Annotated in this window: 19 protein-coding genes; 12 read left to right on the forward strand and 7 right to left on the reverse strand. The window is 72.7% G+C overall.

The features are described 5' to 3' along the window. The first annotated feature begins 65 nt into the window (after positions 1-65). The 6 genes from SM418_RS09615 (at position 66) to SM418_RS09640 (ending at position 4,574) form a co-directional block, all read left to right on the forward strand. The gene (locus SM418_RS09615; protein WP_371940289.1) at positions 66-617 is read left to right on the forward strand and encodes a type II secretion system F family protein; all 552 of its coding nucleotides are present in this window, start codon (positions 66-68) and stop codon (positions 615-617) included. Positions 618-706: 89 nt separating this feature from the next. Then, the gene (locus SM418_RS09620) at positions 707-901 is read left to right on the forward strand and encodes a DUF4244 domain-containing protein (RefSeq protein WP_371940288.1); all 195 of its coding nucleotides are present in this window, start codon (positions 707-709) and stop codon (positions 899-901) included. 26 nt (positions 902-927) lie between these two features. Then, a complete protein-coding gene (locus tag SM418_RS09625) occupies positions 928-1,290 on the forward strand; it encodes a TadE family type IV pilus minor pilin (protein ID WP_504230344.1) in 363 nt (120 codons plus the stop codon). A 345-nt stretch (positions 1,291-1,635) separates the two neighbouring features. Beyond that, the gene (locus SM418_RS09630; RefSeq protein WP_371940287.1) at positions 1,636-2,091 is read left to right on the forward strand and encodes an Rv3654c family TadE-like protein; all 456 of its coding nucleotides are present in this window, start codon (positions 1,636-1,638) and stop codon (positions 2,089-2,091) included. Between the two features lie 162 nt (positions 2,092-2,253). Next, complete coding sequence (locus SM418_RS09635; RefSeq protein WP_371940286.1) at positions 2,254-3,504, forward strand: hypothetical protein; 1,251 nt, start codon at positions 2,254-2,256, stop codon at positions 3,502-3,504. Positions 3,505-4,202: 698 nt separating this feature from the next. Next, positions 4,203-4,574 carry a hypothetical protein gene (locus tag SM418_RS09640; RefSeq protein ID WP_371940285.1) on the forward strand — a complete coding sequence of 124 codons (372 nt, stop codon included), beginning with the start codon at positions 4,203-4,205 and terminating at the stop codon, positions 4,572-4,574. Positions 4,575-4,627: 53 nt separating this feature from the next. Here the strand turns inward: SM418_RS09640 and sftH are convergent, their stop codons facing one another. Next, complete coding sequence (gene sftH / locus SM418_RS09645; RefSeq protein ID WP_371940284.1) at positions 4,628-6,937, reverse strand: DEAD/DEAH box helicase; 2,310 nt, start codon at positions 6,935-6,937, stop codon at positions 4,628-4,630. A 247-nt stretch (positions 6,938-7,184) separates the two neighbouring features. Here sftH and SM418_RS09650 point away from each other — a divergent pair, with 247 nt between their 5' ends. The 4 genes from SM418_RS09650 to SM418_RS09665 all read left to right on the forward strand — a co-directional run bounded on the left by SM418_RS09650 (position 7,185) and on the right by SM418_RS09665 (position 11,894). After that, a complete protein-coding gene (locus tag SM418_RS09650) occupies positions 7,185-7,538 on the forward strand; it encodes an STAS domain-containing protein (protein WP_021597910.1) in 354 nt (117 codons plus the stop codon). Positions 7,539-7,557: 19 nt separating this feature from the next. Next, entirely contained in the window at positions 7,558-7,998 is a 441-nt protein-coding gene (locus SM418_RS09655) for an ATP-binding protein (RefSeq protein ID WP_371940283.1), read from the forward strand. A 677-nt stretch (positions 7,999-8,675) separates the two neighbouring features. Beyond that, positions 8,676-11,135: a sodium-translocating pyrophosphatase gene (locus SM418_RS09660; protein ID WP_371940282.1), complete on the forward strand. Its 2,460-nt coding sequence runs from the start codon at positions 8,676-8,678 to the stop codon at positions 11,133-11,135. Between the two features lie 291 nt (positions 11,136-11,426). Continuing rightward, positions 11,427-11,894 (forward strand): SixA phosphatase family protein, encoded by a 468-nt coding sequence (locus SM418_RS09665; protein ID WP_371940281.1) that lies wholly within the window; start codon positions 11,427-11,429, stop codon positions 11,892-11,894. Positions 11,895-11,900: 6 nt separating this feature from the next. Here SM418_RS09665 and SM418_RS09670 read toward each other — a convergent pair whose 3' ends face one another. The 6 genes from SM418_RS09670 to SM418_RS09695 all read right to left on the reverse strand — a co-directional run bounded on the left by SM418_RS09670 (position 11,901) and on the right by SM418_RS09695 (position 20,935). Next, positions 11,901-14,150: an FUSC family protein gene (locus tag SM418_RS09670; protein WP_371940280.1), complete on the reverse strand. Its 2,250-nt coding sequence runs from the start codon at positions 14,148-14,150 to the stop codon at positions 11,901-11,903. Between the two features lie 239 nt (positions 14,151-14,389). Then, complete coding sequence (locus SM418_RS09675; RefSeq protein WP_371940279.1) at positions 14,390-16,534, reverse strand: hypothetical protein; 2,145 nt, start codon at positions 16,532-16,534, stop codon at positions 14,390-14,392. Positions 16,535-16,577: 43 nt separating this feature from the next. Beyond that, entirely contained in the window at positions 16,578-17,789 is a 1,212-nt protein-coding gene (gene serB, locus SM418_RS09680) for a phosphoserine phosphatase SerB (RefSeq protein WP_371940486.1), read from the reverse strand. 64 nt (positions 17,790-17,853) lie between these two features. Further along, entirely contained in the window at positions 17,854-18,909 is a 1,056-nt protein-coding gene (locus SM418_RS09685; RefSeq protein ID WP_371940278.1) for an S-adenosylmethionine:tRNA ribosyltransferase-isomerase, read from the reverse strand. Continuing rightward, a complete protein-coding gene (locus SM418_RS09690; protein WP_371940277.1) occupies positions 18,906-20,180 on the reverse strand; it encodes an MFS transporter in 1,275 nt (424 codons plus the stop codon). The genes SM418_RS09685 and SM418_RS09690 overlap by 4 nt, the downstream gene beginning before the upstream one ends. Before the next feature lie 86 nt (positions 20,181-20,266). Then, complete coding sequence (locus SM418_RS09695) at positions 20,267-20,935, reverse strand: SDR family NAD(P)-dependent oxidoreductase (protein WP_371940276.1); 669 nt, start codon at positions 20,933-20,935, stop codon at positions 20,267-20,269. A gap of 201 nt (positions 20,936-21,136) precedes the next feature. Between SM418_RS09695 and SM418_RS09700 the strand changes: the two genes are divergently transcribed. Beyond that, entirely contained in the window at positions 21,137-22,276 is a 1,140-nt protein-coding gene (locus tag SM418_RS09700; RefSeq protein WP_371940275.1) for a GAF domain-containing sensor histidine kinase, read from the forward strand. After that, positions 22,273-22,968 (forward strand): response regulator, encoded by a 696-nt coding sequence (locus SM418_RS09705; RefSeq protein WP_371940274.1) that lies wholly within the window; start codon positions 22,273-22,275, stop codon positions 22,966-22,968. Before SM418_RS09700 ends, SM418_RS09705 begins: the two co-directional genes overlap by 4 nt. The last annotated feature ends 5 nt before the right edge of the window (positions 22,969-22,973 follow it).

Below are 22,973 nucleotides of genomic sequence, written 5' to 3' on the forward strand. Positions count from 1 at the left end.
CGGACCGGCGGCGCGACGTCCTGCTTCGGCGCGCTGCCGCGGGCGCCGCAGGGGTGTTGTGCCTGGTGACGCTGGGCGGTCTGACCGGTGGCGTGGTCGGTGCCCTAGCGGCGGTGGCCGTCTGGTTCTCCTTCGGCCGCGTCGGGGGCGCGGAGCGTCGGCGCAGGCGGGCGCGCCTCATCGCGGACCTTCCCGTCGCGGTGGACCTGCTCGCCGCCTGCCTGCGGGCCGGCGCCCCATGGCACGACGCGGTCGCCGCGGTCGCGGACGCGGTGGGAGGGCCGCTCGGGGACGAGCTACGGGCCGTTTCCGTCCAGATCCGGCTCGGTGCCGATCCGGCGGAGGCGTGGCTCGCGCTCACCAGGGAGCCGATGCTCGCGCCGCTCGCCCGGACGTCCGTACGCGCAGTGTCAACTGGCGCGGCCCTGGCGCCCTCCCTCGGCCGTCTCGCGCGCGACCAGCGCCGCGTGGCGCGGACGGCGGCCGCCGCGAGGGCCCGCGCGGCGGGCATCCGGGCACTCGCCCCGCTCGGCCTGTGCTTCCTGCCCGCGTTCGTGCTCCTCGGCGTCGTCCCGGCCGTCGCCGGTATCGCCGCGACCATCCTCCTGCCCCGGTGAGTCCAGGTTTTCCACAGGATTGCGTTCGGTCATGGTCCGGTGCCTCCGCGCAGCAGCCTTGAGGGGAAGCCACGACCGGAAGGAGCCCCATGCGGGCGATGAAGATGGTGATGCGGCGATGGTCCAGCACGTGCGGGGACCGGGGGATGTCCACCGCGGAGTACGCGGTCGGCACCATCGCCGCGGCGGCCTTCGCCGGCCTGCTGTTCAAGATCGTGACCAGCTCGCAGGTGAAGTCCCTGCTCTTACAGATCATCGAGAAGGCGCTCAATCTCGCGGGCTGAGGGATCGCGGGACGGCCACCGCCGAGATCGCCGTCGCACTCCCCGCCCTGGTGCTGATCACCGCGGTCGCGCTGTGGGGTTTGGCGGCCGTGTCCACGCAGCTCACATGCACGGACGCCGCCAGGGCCGGCGCCCGCGCGGCCGCCCGGGGCGAGTCCCTCACCGCGGTGCGCGAGCTCGTTGTGAGGGCCGTCCCGAAAGGTGCGACTGTCCAGGTCCGCCGTGACGAGGCCACCGTTCATGTGGACGTCTCGGCCCCCGTCGCACCCCCTGCGGCTGTCGGTCTCCCACCCTTGATCGTCCATGCCCGCGCGGCCGCCGCGACGGAACCCGGCGTCCACCCCGACACTGCCTACGGCTCCGGCCGTACGAGCGTGCGGAGGTTGTGAGCGGTCCGGGTGCTGCGGGAGGCCGGGTCGCGAGCACCTCGGCCTCTCGTAGCGGCAGGGCGTCGCGGTCGGCCCGCAGGGTGGGTCGGTCCTGGCGTTGCGGTTGGACGGGTGCGGTGGTCGGGGTGGGCGTCGCGAAGGTCTGGTGTTGCGGATGCAGCAGGGCGTGGGTGAAGGGGTGAGAGTTCGGGCGGCGGCCCGTGCCCTGGGAGTGAGGTGGCGTGCCGCCTTCCAGGGCGTGCCGGGCCCCTACTCCGGCGCGGTTCCGGTCTGAACGTCTTCGAGGTGGCTCGGCATTGGTGTCCGGTCGCGCGTCTGCGCCGACCGGAATCGGAGGAGGCAGAGGTGAAGTGGACGGGTGACGTGGTGTCCGGGCGGTGGCGGCATGTGGGGAGGCCGGGGCCGTTCGGGGCCGACCGGGGGTCGGGGACGATCTGGGTGGTGGCGTTCGCGGCCGTCGTGTGGGTGGCCGGAGTGGCGGCGATCGCGGTCGGCGGGGTGCGGGGAGCGCGGCACCGGGGCGACGCGGCGGCTGACATGGCGGCGTTGGCGGCGGCGGCGCGCGTCGCGGAAGGCCGGGAGCCCGCGTGTGCGCGGGCCCGGGACATCGCGGCCGCGTCCGGTGCCCGGTTGTCGCGGTGCCGATTGAGCGGGGAGGTCGTCGAGGTCGCGGTGACCGTCCGGCTCAAGGCGCCGATGGGGATCGGACGCCTGCGAGTGGTTTCTCGGGCGAGGGCTGGCCCCGTGCGGGAATACGGCGTAATCTGGCGCGGCACGGCTCGTTGCACTGAATGTCAATAGAGTGGGAGGGTCGCGGAGGATGCGTTTCGTCATCGTCCTGTGACTTCTGCCACCCGGTGGTACGTTACGCTCCTGTAAGCCCATAGTTACCACCGGACGCGTGCCCCCCCGCGGACTCTCAGCGGGATGAGACGAGCAGGACGCTGTCGAAGGGATTGAGGCGTGACCATCATTCGCAGGATCGGTGCGGTCGCGCTCGCGGCGCCCCTTGCGATGAGCTTCCCGGTGCTCGGCGCCCTGCCCGCGCAGGCCGCCACGACGAGTGTCATCACCCCGGCGGACGGTGCGGTCATCACGAGCGGGTCCCAGGCCACGGCCAAGGCCCACTTCGACTTCGCGATCACGATGCAGCTTCGCGTGAACGGGCCCGGAATCGGTGACACGTTCATCGCCGAGAAGGATTTCTCCGGAGACATCTCCGGAACCTTCCCGATCACCCAGAACGGTCGCTACACGGTCTCCCTGAAGGGCAAGCAGACCGGGCACCTCTACGACTCCAACACCTTCACCGTGCGGATCGCCCCCGCCGCTCCCACCGGCCTGTCTGCGGCCGTGTCCGGCGGCAAGCTCGTCGTGAAGTGGAACCGCGGCCTTGAGGACGACCTCACCGGCTACGCGCTCTCGGGCTCGGGCGTGAAGTCCAAGTCCGGCTCCCTCGGCTCTCTCTGCCAGGGCACGAGCTGCTCCACCACCCTGTCGCTGACCCGGTCGAGCGGCTCGGTCTCCGTGGGCGTCCGTGCGCGGCGTTCCACCGGGACGGGCGGTTCGCTCTACTCGAGCAGCTCGACGGCGACCGCCTCGGCGGGCGGCGGATCCGGGTCGCTTCCCGGCGGCTCCGCTCCGTCCCTCCCGTCGAACTCCAGCGTGCCCAGCGCCAGTACGCCGCTGACGCCGTTCAACAACGAGTCGCCGGTCACGCTCCCGTCCGTCCAACCTGACGGCGCGACGCCCGGCCTCACCTACCCCGCGCCGCAGATCGCCACCGACTCGCCGAAGGCCCAGAACGTCGCGGCGACCGATCGGCTCCAGTGGGGCAAGAGCGTGGGCATCGCGATAGTCCTGCTGATCGTCGCCGCGCACCTCGGAACGTGGACGCGCCGCCTGCGCGTCGCTCAGGCGGGCACGAGCAGCAACGGCATGGCGGCCCGGCTGGCACGCGGCGGCACCGGCCGCAAGCGCGTCAGCAAGGCACGCCAGCAGATCGCCCGCGCGGAGGCCCTCGCCAAGACGGCTCCGGTCATGTCCGCCGTCGCGCCTCCGGCGTCCGAGACCAAGCCCGCCCGCCGTCCCGCGACCCTGGGCAAGAGCTCCGGCGGCGTGAACGTGCGAATCGCCAAGGCCAGCCCCGCCAAGGCCAGCCCCGGCAAGGCCAGCCCCGGCAAGAAGCCCAAGCGCACCCACCGCAGCAAGTAGGCCACCGCCGTAGGCAGGCCCACCGCCGCAAGCAGATGCACCGCCGCAAGTGGACCCTCCGCCGCGCCGGGCGACGTCACCGATGACCGGGCCGAGATCGTGGACGACGTGCCCGCGGATCGCCTCAGAGGTTCCGGGGACGCGTGGCGTGAGGCGTCCGGCGCGGTCGTGAACGCGGCGCTACTGCGTTGACGCGTCGCTAAGACGAGGCCGGGCGTTGGTGGTGGCCCGCGCCACGTCCTGGCGGCACGGATTCCGCAGCTTCGTGACGCTCCCCAGGTCTCGGGCAGGGCCCGAGATGCGGGTGGCGTCGGCTCGTTGGCGGCGCCGCAGGTTCGCCGCGGCTCCAGCATCCGGGACGCGCTCGCCGAGACGTGTGGGTGTGGTGAGCCCTTGGTGCGGATCTCGGCGATCTGTTCGGCCGTCTATTGTTCCGGCGCTATGCCCTCTGACCTGGGGAGATCCCTCCTCGTCTCGGTGGACGCGACCATTGGGGGCCGTAAGGGTGTTCGTTCGGTCTGAGTGGTGGGCTGTGGCGTGCGGGGCCGGTGAGGTGTTGATCAGGTGGGTGGCGGGGTGCTGGGGCAGGGTCTAGGCTGCCTTGCCAGTCGGATCGTCCGGATCGTCCGGCAATGCGTCCCTGTCGTCCGAGACCTCGGCCCTGTCCGTTCGGGCCTGATGGAGAGGAGACCCTCCGCATGATCTTGCTGGGGCTGATCGTCGCGCTCGCCGCCGTCGTGGTCGGTGCCGCCGTCGTGCTGGACAACACCGACAATGCCTCGGTGTCGGCGTTCGGCGACGAGATTCCAGGGATCACGCAGCAGTGGCACGTGTTCGTCGCGGGCGCCGTGGTCGCGATCGTGTTCATGGCCGGCGTGATGGTCGCGACGCTGGGGCTCAGGCGGGCGATGAGGGTGCGCCGTGAACTGCGGGACCTTCGGGACGAGCACGATGAGTCCATGCAGACGCTGGAGATGGAGCGGCGGAAGTTGCAGCAGGCCCTCGCCCAGGCGCGGCGCGGAATGGACGACCAGGCCTCGGTGCCGGCCCAACGCGTCGCCCCGAACTGATCGCGGCGCCCGTCCGGCACACCTCCCGCCTTGCGCCTGGGCCGTCTTGAGGGTCAGTCGGGTGCTTGGGCCAGGAGGACGGCCAGGAGGGAGAGAGCGCCGGGCTTGTCCAGGGGGTCGTTGCCGTTGCCGCACTTGGGGGACTGGATGCAGGACGGGCAGCCTGAGGCGCATTCGCAGGAGGCGATCGCGTCGCGGGTAGCGCGCAGCCAGGTGGCGGCGTCCGAGTAGCCGCGTTCGGCGAATCCTGCGCCGCCCTCATGCCCGTCGTACACGAACACGGTGAGGAGACCCGTGTCGGGGTGGACGGCCGTGGAGACGCCTCCGATGTCCCAGCGGTCGCATGTGGCGAACAGGGGGAGCAGGCCGATCGAGGCGTGTTCGGCGGCGTGGGCGGCGCCTGCCAGGTCGAGGTCGTCCACGGAGGAGACCTGCGAATCGGAGAGAGTCCACCACACGGCGCGGGTGCGGAGGGTTCGGGGCGGTAGGTCCAGGGGCTTCTCGCCGAGCATCTCGCCTGTCTGCAAGCGGCGCATCTGGTAGGCGACCACCTGGCGGGTGACGTCGACGGTTCCGAAGCAGAGCGTGGCTTCGCCCCAAGAGGTGGAGCGAAGCCGTTCGACGATGCTGATGTCGGTCACATCGCGGGCGGTCGTCGAGTAGTCGGGGTCGGCTGCTTCTACGAGCGCGACGGAATCGTCCAGGTCGAGGGTATGGACGATGTAGGACTCGCCCTGGTGGATGTAGACCGCGCCTTCGTGGACGGTGGTGTGCGCGGAGGCTTCGTCGACGGTGCCGAGAAGGCGTCCCGTGGACAGCTCCACCACCTGGATGGGTGCGCCGCCCGCTCCGCGGATGTCGGCCAGGTCGGCGGCCTTGTCGCGGCGCGTCCAGTACCAGCCCGTGGGACGCCGTCGGAGGAAGCCGCGGCGGACGAGGTCGGGCAGCAGGTCGGTGGTCGCCGGGCCGAACAGCGGGAGGTCGTCCTCGGTGAGCGGCATCTCGGACGCGGCAGCACAAAGATGCGGTTCCAGGACGTAGGGGTTGTCCGGGTCGAGCACCGTCGCCTCGACCGGAGTCCCGAAGATCGCCTCGGGATGGTGGACGAGGAACGTGTCGAGCGGGTCGTCCCGGGCGACGAGGATGGAGAGGGCGGCCTGCCCGGAACGTCCGGCACGTCCGGCCTGCTGCCAGAGGGACGCGCGGGTCCCGGGCCAGCCGCAGACCAGGACGGCGTCGAGACCGGAGACGTCTACGCCGAGTTCCAGAGCATTGGTGCTCGCCAAGCCGATGATGGAACGGGAACGTAGAGCGGCCTCCAGCGCACGCCGTTCCTCTGGCAGATAACCCGCACGGTAGGCGGCGACCTGTTCGGCCAAGCCCGGAGTGACCTCGTGCAGCACGCGCTTGGCACTGAGTGCCACCGACTCTGCCCCACGCCTGGAACGGACGAACGCGAGCGTCTGGACGCCTTCGACGACGAGGTCGGCCAGGAGGTCACCCGCCTCCGCCGTGGCAGTGCGGCGAACGGGGGCGCCGCGCTCACCGCGCAGTTCCGTCAGCGGCGGTTCCCAGAGCGCGAACGTCGCGGGCCCGCGCGGTGAGGCGTCGTCGTCGACCGCGACCACGTCCAGGCCGGTGAGGCGGGACGCGGCGGACGCGGGCGAGGACGTCGTCGCCGACGCGAGGATGAACGTCGGGGAGGTGTGGTACCGCTTGCACAGCCGGCGCAGGCGGCGCAGGACCTGCGCGACGTGAGATCCGAACACGCCCCGGTATCCATGGGCCTCGTCGATGATCACGTAGCGGAGGCGGCGCAGGAAGGAGGACCAGCGGGCGTGCCCGGGCAGGATCGACCGGTGCAGCATGTCCGGATTCGTCAGCACGTAGTTCGCGTGCTGCCGGACCCATGTCCGCTCGTCCTGCGGCGTGTCGCCGTCATAGGTCGCCGCCCGCACCCGGGTGAGGTGCAGGGCGCGGAGCGCGCGGAGCTGGTCGGCCGCGAGCGCCTTGGTCGGCGACAGGTAGAGGACCGTCCCCTCCTGCCGGGGGTTCTCCTCCCCGGCATAGATCGCCTCGACGCAGGGCAGCAGGTAGGCGAGTGACTTGCCGGACGCCGTCCCTGTGGCGACGATCACAGAACGGCCGGCGCGGGCGTACTCGGCGGCCGCGGCCTGGTGCTCCCAGGGGGCCTCGATGCCCGCCGCGGCGAGCCGCTCCAGCAGCAGCGGCGGAGCCCACGCCGGCCACCCGGCCCGGCGGCCCTGACGTGCGGGAACGCTCTCCACATGGGTGATGCGCTCGCGCCGCGACGGGTCGGCGAGGAGCCGGTCGAGGGGGGTTGAAGATCTTTGGACGCCCATCAGGTTTTCAGTTTGCCAGCCTGGGCAAAACTACGGGAACGCCCCGGCGCCAGTGGGCTGGTCCCCCCTGCCCTGGCACATAGATCAGCAGGTCAGACGGGATGACGCGAACTTTCGCCTGAGTGGGCGATTACGTGCGTACACGGCGCTGGAGCGTGGTTGAATCACGGCGAAGTCTCGATGGCCGACCACCGCCGGTGGCCCGGGCATCGAGATCGGATAGTGCTGCACGGCGCGTGGAGGATCTGTGGACCTGAAGGTGAACGACTACACCACCGACGATGGCCTCACCGTCATCAACGTGGAGGGCGAGATCGACGTCTACACGGCGCCGAAGCTTCGCGAGAAGCTCATCGACCTGGTCAACAAGGGCAAGTTCCACCTGCTCGTGGACATGGAGAAGGTGGAGTTCCTCGACTCCACCGGCCTCGGTGTCCTCGTCGGCGGGCTGAAGCGGGTGCGCGCCCACGACGGCTCGCTGGAACTGGTGTGCACCCAGGAGCGCATCCTCAAGATCTTCCGGATCACGGGGCTGACCAAGGTCTTCGGCATCCACGACTCGATCGCCGAGGCGGAGGAGAAGCGCAAGGGCGCCAAGTAGCCGAGCCTGTACAGCTGAGATGTCGACCGTTGAACTGTCCTTCAGTGCGCTGCCCGTCCACGTACGGACCGCCCGCCTGATCGTGACCGCCGTGGCCCGTCGCAGCGGCGTCGCCGAGCCGCTGCTGGACGAGGTCCGGCTCGCGGTCGGCGAGGCGTGCTCGCGTGCCGTGGAGGCGCATCGCCGGCACTGCCCGGACGAGCCCGTCCGCCTCGAACTGAGCGGCGCCGACCGCCGCTTCGAGGTGACCGTCAGCGACACCGTCCCCGGCGAGGACACGCCGGGCGACCTGCGTGCGGCCATGGACGCGGACGAGTTCGAGTACGGCCTGGGCGAGGGCACCGCGGAGCTCGGGCTGGCGGTCATCGCCGGGCTCGCAGACGACGTGGAGATCGCCGCGACGCCCAAGGGGGTCCAGATACGGATGAGCTGGCCGGCCGAGGCCGAGGCGACCATCTAGACGCGCGACCGCCCCCACCAGAGACCGAAGGCCCCGCCACCCCCGGCGGGGCCTCAGTCATGCCCTCCCTGGAGCCTCGTCCCCGGAGCCTCGTCGTCGCCCGGAGCCCGTCCGCCGACGTTCCGCTGCCGATGTCCAGCCCCGATGTCCAGCCCCGATGTCCGGCCTCGATGTCCGGCCTCGACGTCCGGCCCTCCGACGTCCGGCCTCCTCGAAGTCATGGCCTCGAATCCGGGCCCGGTCTGGGGGTGGTGGGGCGGGTGGTGCCGGGGTTGTGAGACTCTCTTCGCGTTGATCTCGGTTCGGGTCGATTTGGGGCTGGACATATTTTGTGTTAATGCCTACCTTTAATGGGGACGCCGGTCGTCGGGCCGATGCGCCAAATGTCGTATGCACCTGTCAAGGTGGCGGCTGAGTAAGGTTCTTCTAACCCCGACTGACCTGCGACGATGACGCCTGATCCGGCGTATGCGGCAAATTCCGGCCGTACCGTTCGTTGCATTTCGGCGACATCCTTCGCAAGGGCCGTGCGGCCTTAACATTCGACTTGCGCGTGCGTAGACTCCCGGCACCCGCGTTGCCGTGCGAGGCGTTCGAAATCATGACTCGCGGGGTACGCGGTAAAGATCGTCTTTATGTGACGGTCGAGATCGCAATGCCCCTGTCGAGGAGGACGGATGTCCGGGTTTTCCCTGTCAAGCCCGGCCAGCGCAGAAGTGGATCTCGGCGGCGGCGACCTCTCCCTGGTCGTCGTCGTCGCCGTGATCGCACTGCTCGCACTGGCCGTCGCCGCGGGTCTCGTCCGCGATGTCCTGGCCGCGGGCCAGGGCACCGCCAAGATGCAAGAGATCGCGCGCGCCGTTCAGGTGGGCGCGAGCGCCTACCTGAAACGCCAGTTCCGAACGGTCGCGGTCTTCGTCGTACTGATACCGCTGATCCTGCTGCTGCTCCCCGCCGACTCGACGAGCGAGCGGATCGGACGCTCGGTCTTCTTCGTCATCGGCGCGCTGTTCTCCGCCGTCACCGGGTTCACCGGCATGTGGCTGGCGGTGCGCGGCAACGTCCGGGTCGCCGCCGCCGCCCGCGAGGAGGGCGGCGAGAGGACCGCGATGCGGATCGCGTTCCGCACCGGCGGCGTCGCCGGCATGTTCACCGTGGGCCTCGGCCTGTTCGGCGCGGCGGTCGTCGTCCTGGCCTACCAGGGCGAGGCGCCGAAGGTGCTGGAGGGCTTCGGCTTCGGCGCCGCGCTGCTCGCCATGTTCATGCGTGTCGGCGGCGGCATCTTCACCAAGGCCGCCGACGTCGGCGCCGACCTCGTCGGCAAGGTCGAGCAGGGCATCCCGGAGGACGACCCGCGCAACGCGGCGACGATCGCCGACAACGTGGGCGACAACGTCGGCGACTGCGCCGGGATGGCCGCCGACCTGTTCGAGTCGTACGCGGTCACGCTCGTCGCGGCGCTCATCCTCGGGACGGCGGCGTTCGGCACCGAGGGCCTGGTGTTCCCGCTGATCGTCCCGATGATCGGTGTGGTCACCGCGGTGATCGGCATCTTCGCGGTGGCGCCGCGCGCCGGGGACCGGTCCGGCATGACGGCGATCAACCGCGGGTTCTTCATCTCGGCGGGCATCTCGGCGATCCTCGTCGCCATCGCCGCGTTCGTGTACCTGCCGTCGTCGTTCGCGGAGCTGAAGGGCGTCACCGACGGCGCGATCCGCGGCCTGGACGCCGACCCGCGCTGGGTCGCGCTCGGCTCGGTGATCATCGGTATCGTGCTGGCGAGCGTCATCCAGCTGCTCACCGGCTACTTCACCGAGACCAACCGCAAGCCGGTCAGGGAGGTCACCGACAGCGCCCGGACGGGCCCGGCGACCGTCATCCTGTCCGGCATCTCGCTCGGCCTGGAGTCGGCCGTCTACACCGCGCTCGTGATCGCCGGCGCCGTCTACGGGGCGTTCCTGCTCGGCTTCGGCAACACCACCGTCGCGCTCTTCGCGGTGGCGATGGCCGGCACCGGGCTGCTGACCACGGTCGGCGTGATCGTCTCGATGGACACCTTCGGGCCGGTCTCCGACAACGCCCAGGGCATCGCCGAGATGTCCGGGGACGTCCAGGGCGAGGCCGCGTCGGTGCTGGAGCGGCTGGACGCCGTCGGCAACACCACGAAGGCGATCACCAAGGGCATCGCGATCGCGACGGCGGTGCTCGCCGCGACCGCGCTGTTCGGCTCGTTCCGGACGACGGTGATCGCGGCGCTGGCCGACGCGTCCGCCGGCGCGAGGGACGCGATCGGCGCCGACTTCCTCGACTTCAACCTGTCGATCGCGAGCCCGAACGTCCTGATCGGGCTGATCATCGGCGCGGCCGTGGTGTTCCTGTTCTCCGGTCTCGCGATCATGGCGGTGGGACGGGCGGCCGGACGGGTCGTGGTGGAGGTGCGCGAGCAGTTCCGCACCAAGCCCGGGATCATGGACTACACCGAGAAGCCCGACTACGACCGGGTCGTGGACATCTGCACCCGGGACGCGCAGCGCGAGCTCGCCACCCCCGGGCTGCTGGCGATCATGTCGCCGATCGCGGTCGGCTTCGCCCTCGGGTACGCGCCGCTCGGCGCCTACCTGGGCGGCGCCATCGCCGCGGGCGTGCTGATGGCGGTGTTCCTCGCCAACTCCGGCGGCGCCTGGGACAACGCGAAGAAGCTCGTCGAGGAGGGCCACCTCGGCGGGAAGGGCAGCGACGCGCACGAGGCGACGATCATCGGCGACACGGTCGGCGACCCGTTCAAGGACACCGCCGGGCCCTCGATCAACCCGCTGATCAAGGTGATGAACCTGGTCGCGCTGCTGATCGCGGACGCGGTGGTGACGTATGCGGGCAACACGCCGCTGCGCGTCGTGGTGACCTTGCTGTCCGTCGGCGTCATCGTCGCGGCGATCGTGATCTCCAAGCGGCGCGCCGACCCGATCGCCGAGCCGGCCGCCGACCCGGCGGTCAAGGACGGCGAGAAGACGCCCGTGGACGGCGCCGAGGCCAAGGCCGTCGAGGCGGAGCCCGTCGAGGAGGCGGCCGTCGGCGCCGACTCGGGCAACGGCGCCGCGGCCGAGACGGGCACCGAGGAGTCCGCGAACAAGGGGTGACGGTTTCGCGCTGAGAGGACCGGCGGCGACGGCGCCGCCGGTCCTTTCGCATGTCCGGGGTCGCGTCCCGAGCACGGGGCACCGGCCGTACGCTTGGGTGAGGGCCGGACGTTCCAGGCCCCGGACGGGAAATCGGGAGGCGCTGTGGCGAGCGGCGAGAGGCAGCCGATGTCGGGGCCCAAGGGCTTCGCCATCGTGATCGGCGGGATGTTCGGCGTTCTCCTGCTGCTGTGGGCGCTGGCCGCGTTCCTGGCGCCCTGACGGCGTCCTCGCGCCCCTAGTGTGGCAGTCATGCCCACGCTCATCGTGCTCCGTCACGCCAAGGCCGTCGCTGGTTTCGGAACGGCCGACATCGACCGCGTCCTCACCGACCGCGGCCGCCGCGACGCCGCGGCCGCCGGGGACTGGCTGCGCGCGCACGACCTCGTCCCGGGCCGGGCGCTGTGCTCCCCGGCCGCGCGCACGCGGGAGACGCTCGGCCTCCTCGCGGTCGACGCGGAGGTGAGCTTCGAGCCGGGGATCTACTCCGACGACCCCGCCGGGCTCCTCACCCTCGTCGGCGAGGCGCCGGACGACGCCGGGACGCTGCTGCTGGTCGGGCACAACCCGTCCGTGCACCAGCTCGTCCACGACCTGACCGGGCAGGCCCCGGACGCGTTCCCCACCTGCGCGCTCGCCGTGATCGATCTGCCGGGCGGGTGGAGCGGCGTCCGTCCCGGCCTCGGCACGCTCCGCACCGTCCACACCCCGAAGGACTGACCGGGCTCAGGGACGGGGCCCCGCGGAGGTGAGGGACGACTCGACGACCGTTTCGGCGTCCCGGCGCAGCGACCTGATGGTGTAGCGGGTGCCGGACACCTGGAGCAGCGCCTGCCGCAGCGGCGTGACCTCCTCCCGGCCGACGCCCGCCTTGATCTCGGCGCGGCGCCGCCGGGTGAGGGTGGACAGGTGCCTGTCGAGGTCGGCGAGTTCCTCGTCCAGTTCCTCGACGGGCGGGACGTGCTTCGGGTCGAGGTCCTCCGGTTCCTCCAGCAGGACGGCGCTCTCCTCGAACTCGTCGGCGAGCCGGTCGAGGATCTCGGGGACGGGCCCGGTGTCGACGGCCTTCTCGCGGGACAGCCGGGCCACCGCGACGAGGTGGTCGCGGGTGCGGTGCGCGGCGGTCACGGCGGTCCGCAGCTCGGCGATCAGGCCGAGGTCGGGCAGCCGCTCGTGGCCGAGCCGGGTGCGGGTCTCGGCGACGGCCTCCGCAGCCCGCTCCGCCGCGACGATCGTGTCGTAGGGCAGCCGGACCCGCTCGCCCGCGAGGACGTCCGCGGTCGCCCGGACGAGGTCGGCGTGCGTGCCGAGCAGCCGCTTGAGCTGCCTGGGGAGCCCCTCCAGGTGCCCGGCGGGCCACAGCAGCCGGACGGCGAGGTAGGCCATGGCCGTACCGCCGAGGGTCAGCGCGATCCGCTCCCCGGCGATGCGCCAGTCGGCGGGGGCGGAGAAGTCGAGCAGCATCATCGCGAGAGGCGTCCCGAACAGGGCCCAGTAGGCGAAGTTCACCGACCGCATCGCGAACCCGGCCATCGCGAAGAAGAAGGCGATCACGGCGACGGTGAGCTGGCCGGGGGCGAGTGTGAGGATGACCGCGGCGGCGACGGACCCGGCCGCGGTGCCGCCGACGCGCTGCACGAGCCGGTCGACGGTCTCGCCGTAGGTGGCGCGCAGGCTCAGCATCGCGGTGATCGTCAACCAGTGCCCGTGCGAGAGGCCGATCGCGGCGGCGAGCGCCATCGACACCACCGCCGTCACGAACACCCGCGAGACCTGCCGGAACAGCGGGGACCGGGTGCGGACGGCCCGCCGCGCCTGCTCCAGCACCGGAGTCGGGTCGAGGCTGCCGGGCATCCGGGGCGGCGCCAGCCCGATCCGCACGCCGCCCGCGACGATCCGGCGGGTGGAGGCGACCTCGCCGGCGATGCGGTCGATGGAGCGGCGCACCTGCCCGATCAGCGCGACCGCGACGAGGTCCTCGTCGCCGGCGAGCCCGGCGCGCCGGATGTGCTCGGCAGCCCGCCCAAGCCGCCGAATGGCCGTGGACTCCTCCCGTCCGAGCGGCGCCTCGCCCGCCGTCGCGACCGCCCCGGCGAGCAGCCGCAGCCGCGCGGCGAGCGCCGAGATCGCGGTCTGCGTCTCCAGCCGCCACTCGCGGTCCGGCGGGTAGTTCTTCGCCGCCTCCAGGACGGCCTGGAGCGTCACCGTCTCGTGCAGGACGCGGCCCAGCGCGTCGAGGAACCGTTCGGGCCGCGTGGGGTCGCTGCGGCCGCCTCCCGTCCGGTACAGGCGGTAGGTGGCGCGGGCCTCCGTCAGCGACTCCGACGCCGTCCGCCGCTTGGCCTCCCAGTCCGGCACCCGGACGACGGCCAGCAGGTCGGGGTCGGTGATCTCGACGTCGTCGAGCGGCCGGGCGCCGTGCGCGCCGACGTCCTCGGCGACCGCGTCGAGCGCCTCGGCGACCGCGTCGGCGCACTCGCTGAGCGACGTCTGCAGGGGGCGCAGCCGCCGCGCGGGCCACGGCGCCAGCAGCAGCCCGGTGGTGAACAGCCCGCCGATCAGCTCCAGCAGCCCGATGTCCAGCACGGCGGCGGACGGTGGCCGGACGGCGCTGAGCAGCACCGCCAGCCCGGCGGTGGACCCGATCGGCGGCACCGCGACGCCGAGCGCGATCAGCGGCGGCACGATGATCACGGTCGGCCACAGGTGCCCGCCGAGCAGCCCGCCGACCGCCGCGCCGATCGCGACGACGGCGACCCCGAGCGTGAGGCTGCGCGCCTGCGCCCCGTAGGGCCCCTCGGGCGTCCGCAACGCCACCAGGTACGCGCCGAGCGCGATCATGGAGCCCTGCGCGGCGTGCCCGGTCAGCGCCCCGGCGAGCAACGGCACGACCACCGCGACGGCCGCGACCACCCCGTACACGGGCGTCGCCTGCCCGTTCGCCTGAACGTACGCCTCCCGCGCACGCTGCAGCACCGCCGGTCCCTCCGCCTTCGCTAGGCCGCCCGCGGAGACCGCTTGCCCCGCGCCTCCCCCGTACCCCGATGATCGCGGCCTAGGCGCGAGATTCCCGGCAAACCGCCAGGTCCGAGGCTTTCAAGCCGAGGGCCTCCGGACGCGCCCGGTACTTTCGCGCCCCTGGTCGGCCGGGTGCCTTCATGCGTGCGCGGCCGGTCGGCCGCACATCCCCGGAGGCACGGTGGTTCGCGCGAGGATCAGGCGTGCGCCTCCGCATGTGGACGGCGGTCCCAGGCGTCCAGTACCTCCGTGACGACGGCCAGTTGCGCCAGGTCCTCGGGGATGAGCGTGTTGAACGACGCCGGCGGGACGGTGTTGTGATCGATGCCGGCACGCCGGCGCAGCCCCGGGACCAGTGGCTCGAACGCGTCGCCCAGTTCCGCGGCGGCCTCGGGGAGCCAGGGCCCCATCCCGTACTCCGTGATCCGGCGGGCGACGGCCTCGACCAGCGGGCCGGTGTCGCCGTCGATCTTCCTGATGGCCAGGGCGGCCGAATAGTGGGAGAAGGCGTCGCCGTCCACCGCCCGCAGCGCGGGCACCAGGGCGGCGGCCTCCGCGCCGAGGCGTCCGGCGAGCCGGGCGGCGTCGACCGCGGGCGCGCGGCCGTCCGCGAGCACCTGCTCGGCGGCGCGCAGCGCCGTGCCGGTGTCACCGGTGAGCTCCAGGACGATCTCGGCGGCGGCGATGCGCCGCGTGCACTCGTCGAAGTCCATCGTCTCGGTCGTGGCCAGTTCCCGCAGGGCGGGCAGGAGATCGTCCAGGGGAAGCCCGTGCGCCCTGGCAAGCCGTGCCGCCCGCACGGTCTCACCGCCGTCCGCTGCGTCCGCCACGAGCCGGACGATGTGCTCCCCGTCGCCGGTGATGGCGGTGAGCGCCTCGGCGCACGCCTCCCGGAACTCCCAGGAGCCGGAGCCGCCCGCGGCGCTCGTGAGGGCCGGCACCGCGGCCATGGCGCCCGGACCGATCGCCCGCAGCGCCGTCACCACGGCGAGCCTCTCGTGGGGGACGAGGCTCGCCAGTTCGGGTGTCGCGGCGGCCGCGTCCGGCCCCCAGGCGGCCAGCACCGCCGGGATGGCCACGTCCGCTTCGTGCGCCATGAGCGTCTCCATGCCGGCGGACGCCAGATGCGGTCGCAGGACGTCCAGCAGCGCGGGGTCGGGCGGCAGCCCCCGCTCCGCGAGCAGGCCGACCGTCTCGCCGTCGAACCATCCCGCGCCGAAGGCGCCGAGGACGGCGGGCCGCCAGTCCGGATGGTCCGCCATGACCAGCAGGCGGAGCGCGGCGGCGAGGAGGCGCCCTTCGGGCGTCCGCAGGCCGTGGAACCAGTGCCGCCGGTCGGCGAGCGCGGCGTCCGGCGGCGCCTTCGCGTAGTCCGCGAGTGCGGTGACGGCGGCGGGGACGGCCTGCCGGACCTCGACGAGCAGCTCGGCCGCGGCCGCCCGCACCTCCATGTCGGGGTGGGAGACGGCCTCGCCGAGCGCCTCCGCGAACCCCGTCCGGGCGGACCGGAACCAGAGGCAGCGCCAGCGCATCCCCGCCACGACACGGGCGGCGTTGTCCACCGGCCCGTCCCGCAGGAAGGCCCGCGCCAGCTCGACGGCCTCGTCCAGCGGGGCGGCGGCGACGATCTCGCTGAGCGAGTCGTCCGACCACACGCTGTCCCTGAAGGGGTCGTACTTCGCCCAGCATTCCCGGACGGCCGCCGAGGCCGCCGGGCCGAACGACTCGCCGTCCACGGCCAGCGACCACGCGGCGGCGGCCCGGGTGAGGACGGGACGGCCCGCTTCGAGCTCGTCCTCCAGCCAGGCCGCCGCCTCCTTCGGGTGGAGCCGCCCGGCGGCGAGCAGCAACTCGGCCGCGGCCTCGGTGTCGCGTTCGGCGTCCCGCATCTCCCGCAGCCGCGCGAGGGGCACGCTTCCGGGGGGCAGCTGCCCCACGACGTACGCGGCCGTTCGCCGCACCTGGACGTCGGGGTCGGAGTGCAGGTCCAGAAGCCGCCGCGCGCCCGCGCCGAGCGCGGCCCGGATCTCCTCCAGCAGTTCCGGGGCCGCGTCGGTGCTCTCGGCGATGACGGCGAGCCGCCACAGCAACTCGGGGCGCCGCCGTGTCCGCCGTGCGGCGGCCAGCTCGATCAGGACGGGCACCAGCGCCGCCGTGGCGGGATACAGCGTGCCCTGATGGGTGACGCGGGCGGCGAGCTCGTTCAACGCCTCCTGCGCGGCGTCGTCGCCGCGCCCGACGGCCGCGCGCAGCAGCCGGGGGACATCGTCCGCCGGGCCGTGGGCGTGTTCGAGCGAGGCCCAGTCGATCTTCCCGAAACCGTCCGCACCCCGAAAGATCATGACCCGCGACCCTAGCGAATCCGGCGGGGCGGGCCGGGGTGTTCTAGGGGGTCGGGTCCTGGGAGTCGGCGGCGTCGGCGGCTTCCACTTCCTCGCGGGAGATGCCGAGGAGGAAGACGATGGTGTCCAGGTAGGGGACGTTCACTGCGGTGTCGGCGGCCTGGCGTACCACCGGCTTGGCGTTGTAGGCGATGCCGAGGCCGGCGGCCTGGAGCATGTCGAGGTCGTTGGCGCCGTCGCCGATGGCGACGGTCTGGCTGATGGGGATGCCGGCCTCGCGGGCGAAACGTTCCAGGGCGGTCGCCTTGCCGGCGCGGTCGATGACGCGGCCGGTGACGCGGCCGGTGAGCTTGCCGCCGACGATCTCCAGGGTGTTGGCGGCCGAGTAGTCGATGCCGAGGTCGTCGACGAGGGCGTCGGTGACCTGGGTGAAGCCGCCGGAGACGATCGCGAACTTGTAGTCGAGGCGCTTGAGGGTGCGGACCATCGTGCGGGCCCCGGCGGCGAGGCGGAGCCTGCCGCGGACGTCGTCGATGGCGGCGGCGTCCAGCCCGGCGAGGAGGGCGACGCGTTCGCGGAGCGAGCCCTCGAAGTCGAGTTCGCCGCGCATGGCGGCCTCGGTGACCTTGGCGACCTCGTCGAGGCAGCCGGCGTGCTCGGCGAGCAGCTCGATGACCTCGCCCTGGATCAGGGTGGAGTCGACGTCCATGACGATGAGGCGCTTGGCGCGGCGGCTCAGGCCGCTCTGCTGGACGGCGACGTCGACCTGCAGTTCGGCGGCCTCGGCGGTGAGGGCGGCGCGGAGCGCGTCGGGGTCGGCGCCGGAGACGTCCATCTCGATGCAGGTGACGGGGTTCTGCGCGAGCCGCTCGATGCGGTCGATGTTGGCGCCGTGCGCGGAGATGCGTCCGGCGATGCCGGCCATGGCGGCGGGGTTCAGCGGCGCGCCGAGGACGGTGACGTGCAGGCGCCCGGTCCGCTTCGGCATGCGCCTGTTGCGGCCCGTGGAGAGCTCGATCTCCATGTCGAGGTCGCCCGCGATGCGTTCGGCCGCGTTCCAGACGCGTCCGATGTCGGCGCCCTCGGTGTAGGCGAGCAGGACGCCGAGGATGAGCCGCCCGCGGATCACGACCTGCTCCACGTCGGCGACCGTGAGCGGGAACTCCGAGAGTGTCCGGAAGAGACGCGATGTCACGCCGGGGCGGTCGCGTCCGGTGAGTGTGATGAGCAGCGTGCGCTGTGCTGACCCGTCCATAGCTGCTTCCACGGTACCGGCCGTGACGTGCGGGACGTGCGCGAGGTCCGGCATGCGAGACGGCTCACCGGTTCATGATCAGGTTCAGGTCGCCGAACTCGTGCCACAGGTAGCGCTCCGCCAGGGCGGCCTCGTAGGTGGCGGCGAGCAGGTCATGGCCCGCGATGGCGGTGAGCATCATCAGGTGGGACGACTTGGGCTCGTGCAGTCCGGTGAGGAGGCCGTCCACGGCTCGGACGCCGTTCTCCTGCGTCACGATGTGCTCGGTCCAGCCTGAGGCCGCCCGGACGTGCCCGGAGGCGTCCACGGCCGTCTCCAGGGCGCGGACGGCCGTCGTCCCCACGGCGATCACCCGGCGGCCCTGGGCGCGGACGTGCTCGACCAGCGCCGCCGTCGGTTCCGGGACGCGGTAGCGCTCGGCGTAAGGGGGTTCGTGGGCCTCGGGCGAGGCGACGCCGGTGTGCAGCGTGATCGGGGCGATCAGGACGCCGCCCGAGACGAGCCGCGTCACGAGTTCGGGGGTGAACGGGCGGCCGGCGCTCGGCATCTCGGCGCTGCCCGTGGAGCGGTCGAAGGCGAACGCGGTCTGGTAGGCGGCGGCAGGCCAGTCGCGGCGCACGTACCCGTACCTGATCGGCATCCCGTGGCGCCGCAGGTAAGGGACGACGTCGGTGCTGAGCCGGGCCCGCCAGAGCCGATCCGATTCCCTGCGTGGGGACGTCCCGGAGCCGGCCGTGTGCCGTTCGACGAGGGTCAGGGTGGCGCCGCCGGGCAGCGGGATCCACTCGCCGGGGCAGCCGCCCGAGTAGGGGCGGCTGGCCTTGCCGGCGCGACGGCGCAGCTCGACGAGCCACAGCCGGTCGTCCGCGCCGGGCACCGGGGTGGAGAAGTGCACGCTGATCCGGTCGAGCCGGACTGAGGCGGGCAGCGTGGACGAGGTGTTCACGACCAGCAGGTCGCCCGGGTCGAGCAGCGACGGCAGGTCGCCGAATGCGTGGTGGGAGACCGAGCCGGTGGCGCGGCGGGAGACCAGGAGGCGGACGCCGTCGCGGGTCCGGCCGCGTCCTTCGGGCGGTTCGTGGGCTTGCAGGGCGGAGGGGAGGGTGAAATCGACGGTCATTTCGCGACCTCCAGCCGGAGTGCGGCGATCACCCCGAGCAGGGCGATCGCGGCGGCGAGCGCTCCGGTGACGGCGAGCCCGGCGCCGAGCCGGGCGGTCCCGAAGCCGGCGACGACCGCGCCCGCGACGCCGACCACGAGGGACGAGCCGAGGGTGTCGCTGATCTGGAGCGCGGACGAGTTGACGCCCTGCTCGTCCTCCGGGGAGAGGTCGAGGAGCAGGACGGAGAGGCTGCCGATGGCGAAGCCCATCCCGGCTCCGCCGATGAGCCACGCGGGGGCGACGAGCCAGCCGGACAGCTGCAGGGCGACCGCGGCGAGCGCGATCCCGGCGGTGACGAGCACGGCGCCCAGCCGGGCGTAGAACTCGCGGGGACGCTTGGACCGGCCCTGGATCTGCGACGCCGCCGACCAGCCGAGCGCGCCGACCGTGAGGACGATGCCCGCCTGCGTCGTGCTGAAGTGGTGCAGCCGGGTCAGCGCCAGCGGGATGAACACGTCGGCGCCGAAGAACGCGCCGGAGAGCAGCCCGCGGACGAGGACGACGCTCGGCAGCCCGCGGCGCAGCCGGAGCGTCCCGGCGGGCACGAGCCGCGGAAACCCGAAGGCCAGGCCGGCGAGCCCCGCGAGGGCGGCGAGCGGCATCGCCCAGCCCGTGGTGCCGAGGCCGAAGAGGAGGACCGCGGCTCCCGTCGCCACGGCGACGGCGGCGACGTACCGCGACCTGCCGGGACCCGGCCCCGCGTCGGTCGGCGCGATGCCGCGCAGCGCCGACGCCAGCAGCAGCGCCGGCGGGACGACCAGCGGGATCAGCCCGAGGAACACCCACCGCCAGCCGGCGTGCTCGGCGACGACGCCGCCGATCGCCGGGCCGATCAGCGAGGGCAGCACCCACGCCGCCGACAGCGCCGCGAACACCCGGGACCGCAGGTCCTCCGGGTACACGCGGGCGATCACGACGTACATCGCGACGAGCGAGACGCCGGTGCCGAGGCCCTGCACCGCGCGTCCGGCGACGAAGATCCACATGGTCGGCGCCGCGCCCGCGACCGCGAGCCCGGCGACGAACGCGCCGAGCCCGATCATGAACGGGCGGACCGGCCCGGACCGGTCGATCCAGCCGCCCGCCAGCACCGTCGACAGCAGGCTCGCGATCAGCGTGGCGCTGAAGCCCCACGCGTACAGCGACAGGCCGTTCAGGTCGTCCGCGACCGCGGGCATGACGGTGCCGACGGCCATGCTCTCGAACGCCAGCAGCGTGACGACGAGCACGATCCCGAACGTGGCGCCGCGAAATCCGGCAGTAAGGACACCTCGCCCCGAAAAAGACACGGGCTCATGATCCAGGGCGGCGGCGGTCATCGCGTCGCCGCCAGGTCGGCGGCCCGGTAGCGGCCGCTCGGGCGGCGGTCCGAGATCAGCCGGCGCAACGCCGCGGCGGCCTCCGCGGGCGGCGGCGCGGCGTCGGCGTCCTCCCCGGCGGCGCGCAGCATGGCGGTGTTCATCTCGCCCGGATCCGCCCACCAGACGGCCACGTCCGGCTCCTCGGCCGCCAGGACGTTCGACAGCTGCTCCAGCGCCGCCTTCGACGTCCCGTACCCGCCCCACGTCTCGTAGTTCTCCACCGCCGCGTCCGAGGTGATGTTGAGGATCGCGCCGCGCCGCTCCCGCAGGCCCGGCAGGACGCCCTGGATCAGCGCGAGCGGCGCCAGCACGTTCGTCGCGAACGTGCCGGCGAGGTCGTCGACCGGAAGCGCGCCGATCCGGGGCATCGGCGTCGGGCCGAGGGTGCTCGCGTTGTTGACGAGGAGGTCGAGCCCGCCGGACACCGCCCGGACGAGCTCGGCCCGGTGCGCGGGATCGGCGACGTCCCCCGAGATCGCGGTCGCCCCGGTCTCCTCCGCGACCGCCGCCAGCGCGGTGGAGTCGCGGGCGTCGATGACGAGGTTCCAGCCGTCCCGTGCCAGCTCCAGGGCGAGCGCCCGTCCGAGCCCCCGGGAACCGCCTGTGATCAGTGCCGTCTTCATGCTCTAGACGCTAGGAACCGGCGGGGTCGCCGGCATCGGCCGACGGTTCCCGGGGCGGTGGTCAGATGGTCCTAGGACCCTGGTCCCGCCAGGATGTGCACCGATAGTCGTCCAGGTTGATTCGGGAAGACCCGCCCAGAGAGTACGGTCTTCACCAGTGGGCCCCGCAGGGCGCACATCTCGGGAGGGCGAGAGGCCGGAATGCAGACCGACGACGGGTGCCGCGGCGACCAGGGCGCGACCCTGCACGCCGTGAGCTCCGCCGTGCTCGCGGTGACCCGGCACCTGTCCGTGCACGAGGTGCTGCAAGTGATCGTCCGGGCCGCCGCGCAGCTGCTGGACGCCCGGTACGCCGCCCTCGGCGTCCCCGACGACGAGGGCTCGTTCGCCGAGTTCGTCGTGGCGGGCGTCTCGGACGAGGAGTGGGAGCGGATCGGCCCGCTGCCGCGCCAGCACGGCATGCTCGCCGCGATGCTGCGCGACGACGCGCCGAAGCGGCTCGCCGACATCCGCAAGGAGCCGGAGTTCGAGGGCTGGCCGGTCGCCCATCCCGTCCTGAAGGACTTCCTCGGCGTGCCGATCCGCGACGGCGAGAACGTGCTCGGCATCGTCTTCCTGGCCAACAAGCAGAGCCCGGGCGGCTTCACCGGGCACGACGAGGAACTGCTCACCCTGTTCGCCGCGCACGCCGCGATCGCGATGTCGAATGCCCGCCTCCACGAGCACAACCGCGAGCTGACGGTCGTCGCGGAGCGCAACCGGCTGGCCCGCGAACTGCACGACGCCGTCGCGCAGAAGCTGTTCTCACTGCGGCTGACGGCGCGCACCGCGTCCGCGCTGGCCGAGCGCGACCCGGCGCGGACCGTCCAGGAGCTGGCGCAGGTCGAGCGGCTCGCCGCCGAGGCCCTCGCCGAGCTGCGCGCCGTGATCTTCGAGCTGCGCCCCGCCGACCTCGCGGACGGACTGGTCGCGTCGCTGCGCAAGCACGTCGAGGTCCTCGACCGGGCGCACGAGGCGACCGTGCGCCTCGCCGCGGACGAGACCGTCGTCCTGCCGGAGGAGCAGGAGGCCGTCGCGTTCCGCATCACCCAGGAGGCGCTCTACAACGCGCTGCGACACGCCCGTGCCGGGACCGTGGTGGTCCGCCTCGGCACGCAGGACGCACGGGCCGTCCTTGAGGTCGCCGACGACGGGTCCGGCTTCGACGCGTCCGAGACCGAGCCGCAGGGCGGGCTCGGGCTCGCCTCCATGCGCGACAGGGCCGACTCCATCGGCGGGGAGCTCACGGTCGACGCAGCACCCGGCAAGGGCACCACCGTCCGGCTGGAGGTGCCGCTGTGAACGCGAAGCCGGGCCCCATCAAGGTCCTCATAGCCGACGACCACCCGGTCGTCCGGCAGGGGCTGCGCACGTTCCTCGGCATCCAGGACGACATCGAGGTCGTCGGTGAGGCCGAGGACGGCGTGTCGGCCGTGACACTGGCCGAATCCCTGGAGCCCGATATCGTGCTCCTGGACCTCAAGATGCCGGGCGCCGACGGTCTGGCCGCGCTGACGGAGCTGCGGGCTCGTGGGGTGAAGGCACGGGTGCTGGTGCTCACCAGCGTCACCGAGCGCGGCCGCGTGCTGCCGGCCGTGCAGGCGGGTGCGGCCGGGTACCTGTACAAGGACGTCGACCCGCAGGCGCTCGTCCAGGCGATCAGGGCGGTCCACGACGGGCATGTCCTGTTCGCGCCGGACGCGGCCGAGGCGGTGCTCGCGGGCGGCGTGGCGGAACGGGACGACCAGCGCGGCCTGGCCGCGCTGACCGAACGGGAACGGGAGGTGCTCGTGCACATCGCGCGAGGCAGGTCCAACCGGGAGATCGCGCGTGCCCTCGTGGTGTCCGAGAAGACGGTGAAGACGCACGTCAGTAATCTGCTCATGAAACTGGGAGTCCAGGATCGGACGCAGGCGGCGCTCTACGCGGTCCGGCACGGTGTCGGAACGTCCGGCGCGGCCGGGGAAACCGGGGAATCCACCGTCCGTTACTGATAAAA

It is taken from the genome of Actinomadura chokoriensis (genome assembly GCF_041463665.1).
Classification (GTDB): Bacteria; Actinomycetota; Actinomycetes; order Streptosporangiales; family Streptosporangiaceae; genus Spirillospora; species Spirillospora chokoriensis_A.

What these genes read in the sequence shown, in the direction of transcription:
- SM418_RS09620 (WP_371940288.1), top strand. Translation starts at nt 707, where the DNA reads ATGCGGGCGATGAAGATGGTGATGCGGCGATGGTCCAGCACGTGCGGG.
- SM418_RS09640 (WP_371940285.1), top strand. Translation starts at nt 4,203, where the DNA reads ATGATCTTGCTGGGGCTGATCGTCGCGCTCGCCGCCGTCGTGGTCGGT.
- sftH (WP_371940284.1), bottom strand. Translation starts at nt 6,937, where the DNA reads ATGGGCGTCCAAAGATCTTCAACCCCCCTCGACCGGCTCCTCGCCGAC.
- SM418_RS09655 (WP_371940283.1), top strand. Translation starts at nt 7,558, where the DNA reads ATGTCGACCGTTGAACTGTCCTTCAGTGCGCTGCCCGTCCACGTACGG.
- SM418_RS09660 (WP_371940282.1), top strand. Translation starts at nt 8,676, where the DNA reads ATGTCCGGGTTTTCCCTGTCAAGCCCGGCCAGCGCAGAAGTGGATCTC.
- SM418_RS09665 (WP_371940281.1), top strand. Translation starts at nt 11,427, where the DNA reads ATGCCCACGCTCATCGTGCTCCGTCACGCCAAGGCCGTCGCTGGTTTC.
- SM418_RS09675 (WP_371940279.1), bottom strand. Translation starts at nt 16,534, where the DNA reads ATGATCTTTCGGGGTGCGGACGGTTTCGGGAAGATCGACTGGGCCTCG.
- serB (WP_371940486.1), bottom strand. Translation starts at nt 17,789, where the DNA reads ATGGACGGGTCAGCACAGCGCACGCTGCTCATCACACTCACCGGACGC.
- SM418_RS09685 (WP_371940278.1), bottom strand. Translation starts at nt 18,909, where the DNA reads ATGACCGTCGATTTCACCCTCCCCTCCGCCCTGCAAGCCCACGAACCG.
- SM418_RS09695 (WP_371940276.1), bottom strand. Translation starts at nt 20,935, where the DNA reads ATGAAGACGGCACTGATCACAGGCGGTTCCCGGGGGCTCGGACGGGCG.
- SM418_RS09700 (WP_371940275.1), top strand. Translation starts at nt 21,137, where the DNA reads ATGCAGACCGACGACGGGTGCCGCGGCGACCAGGGCGCGACCCTGCAC.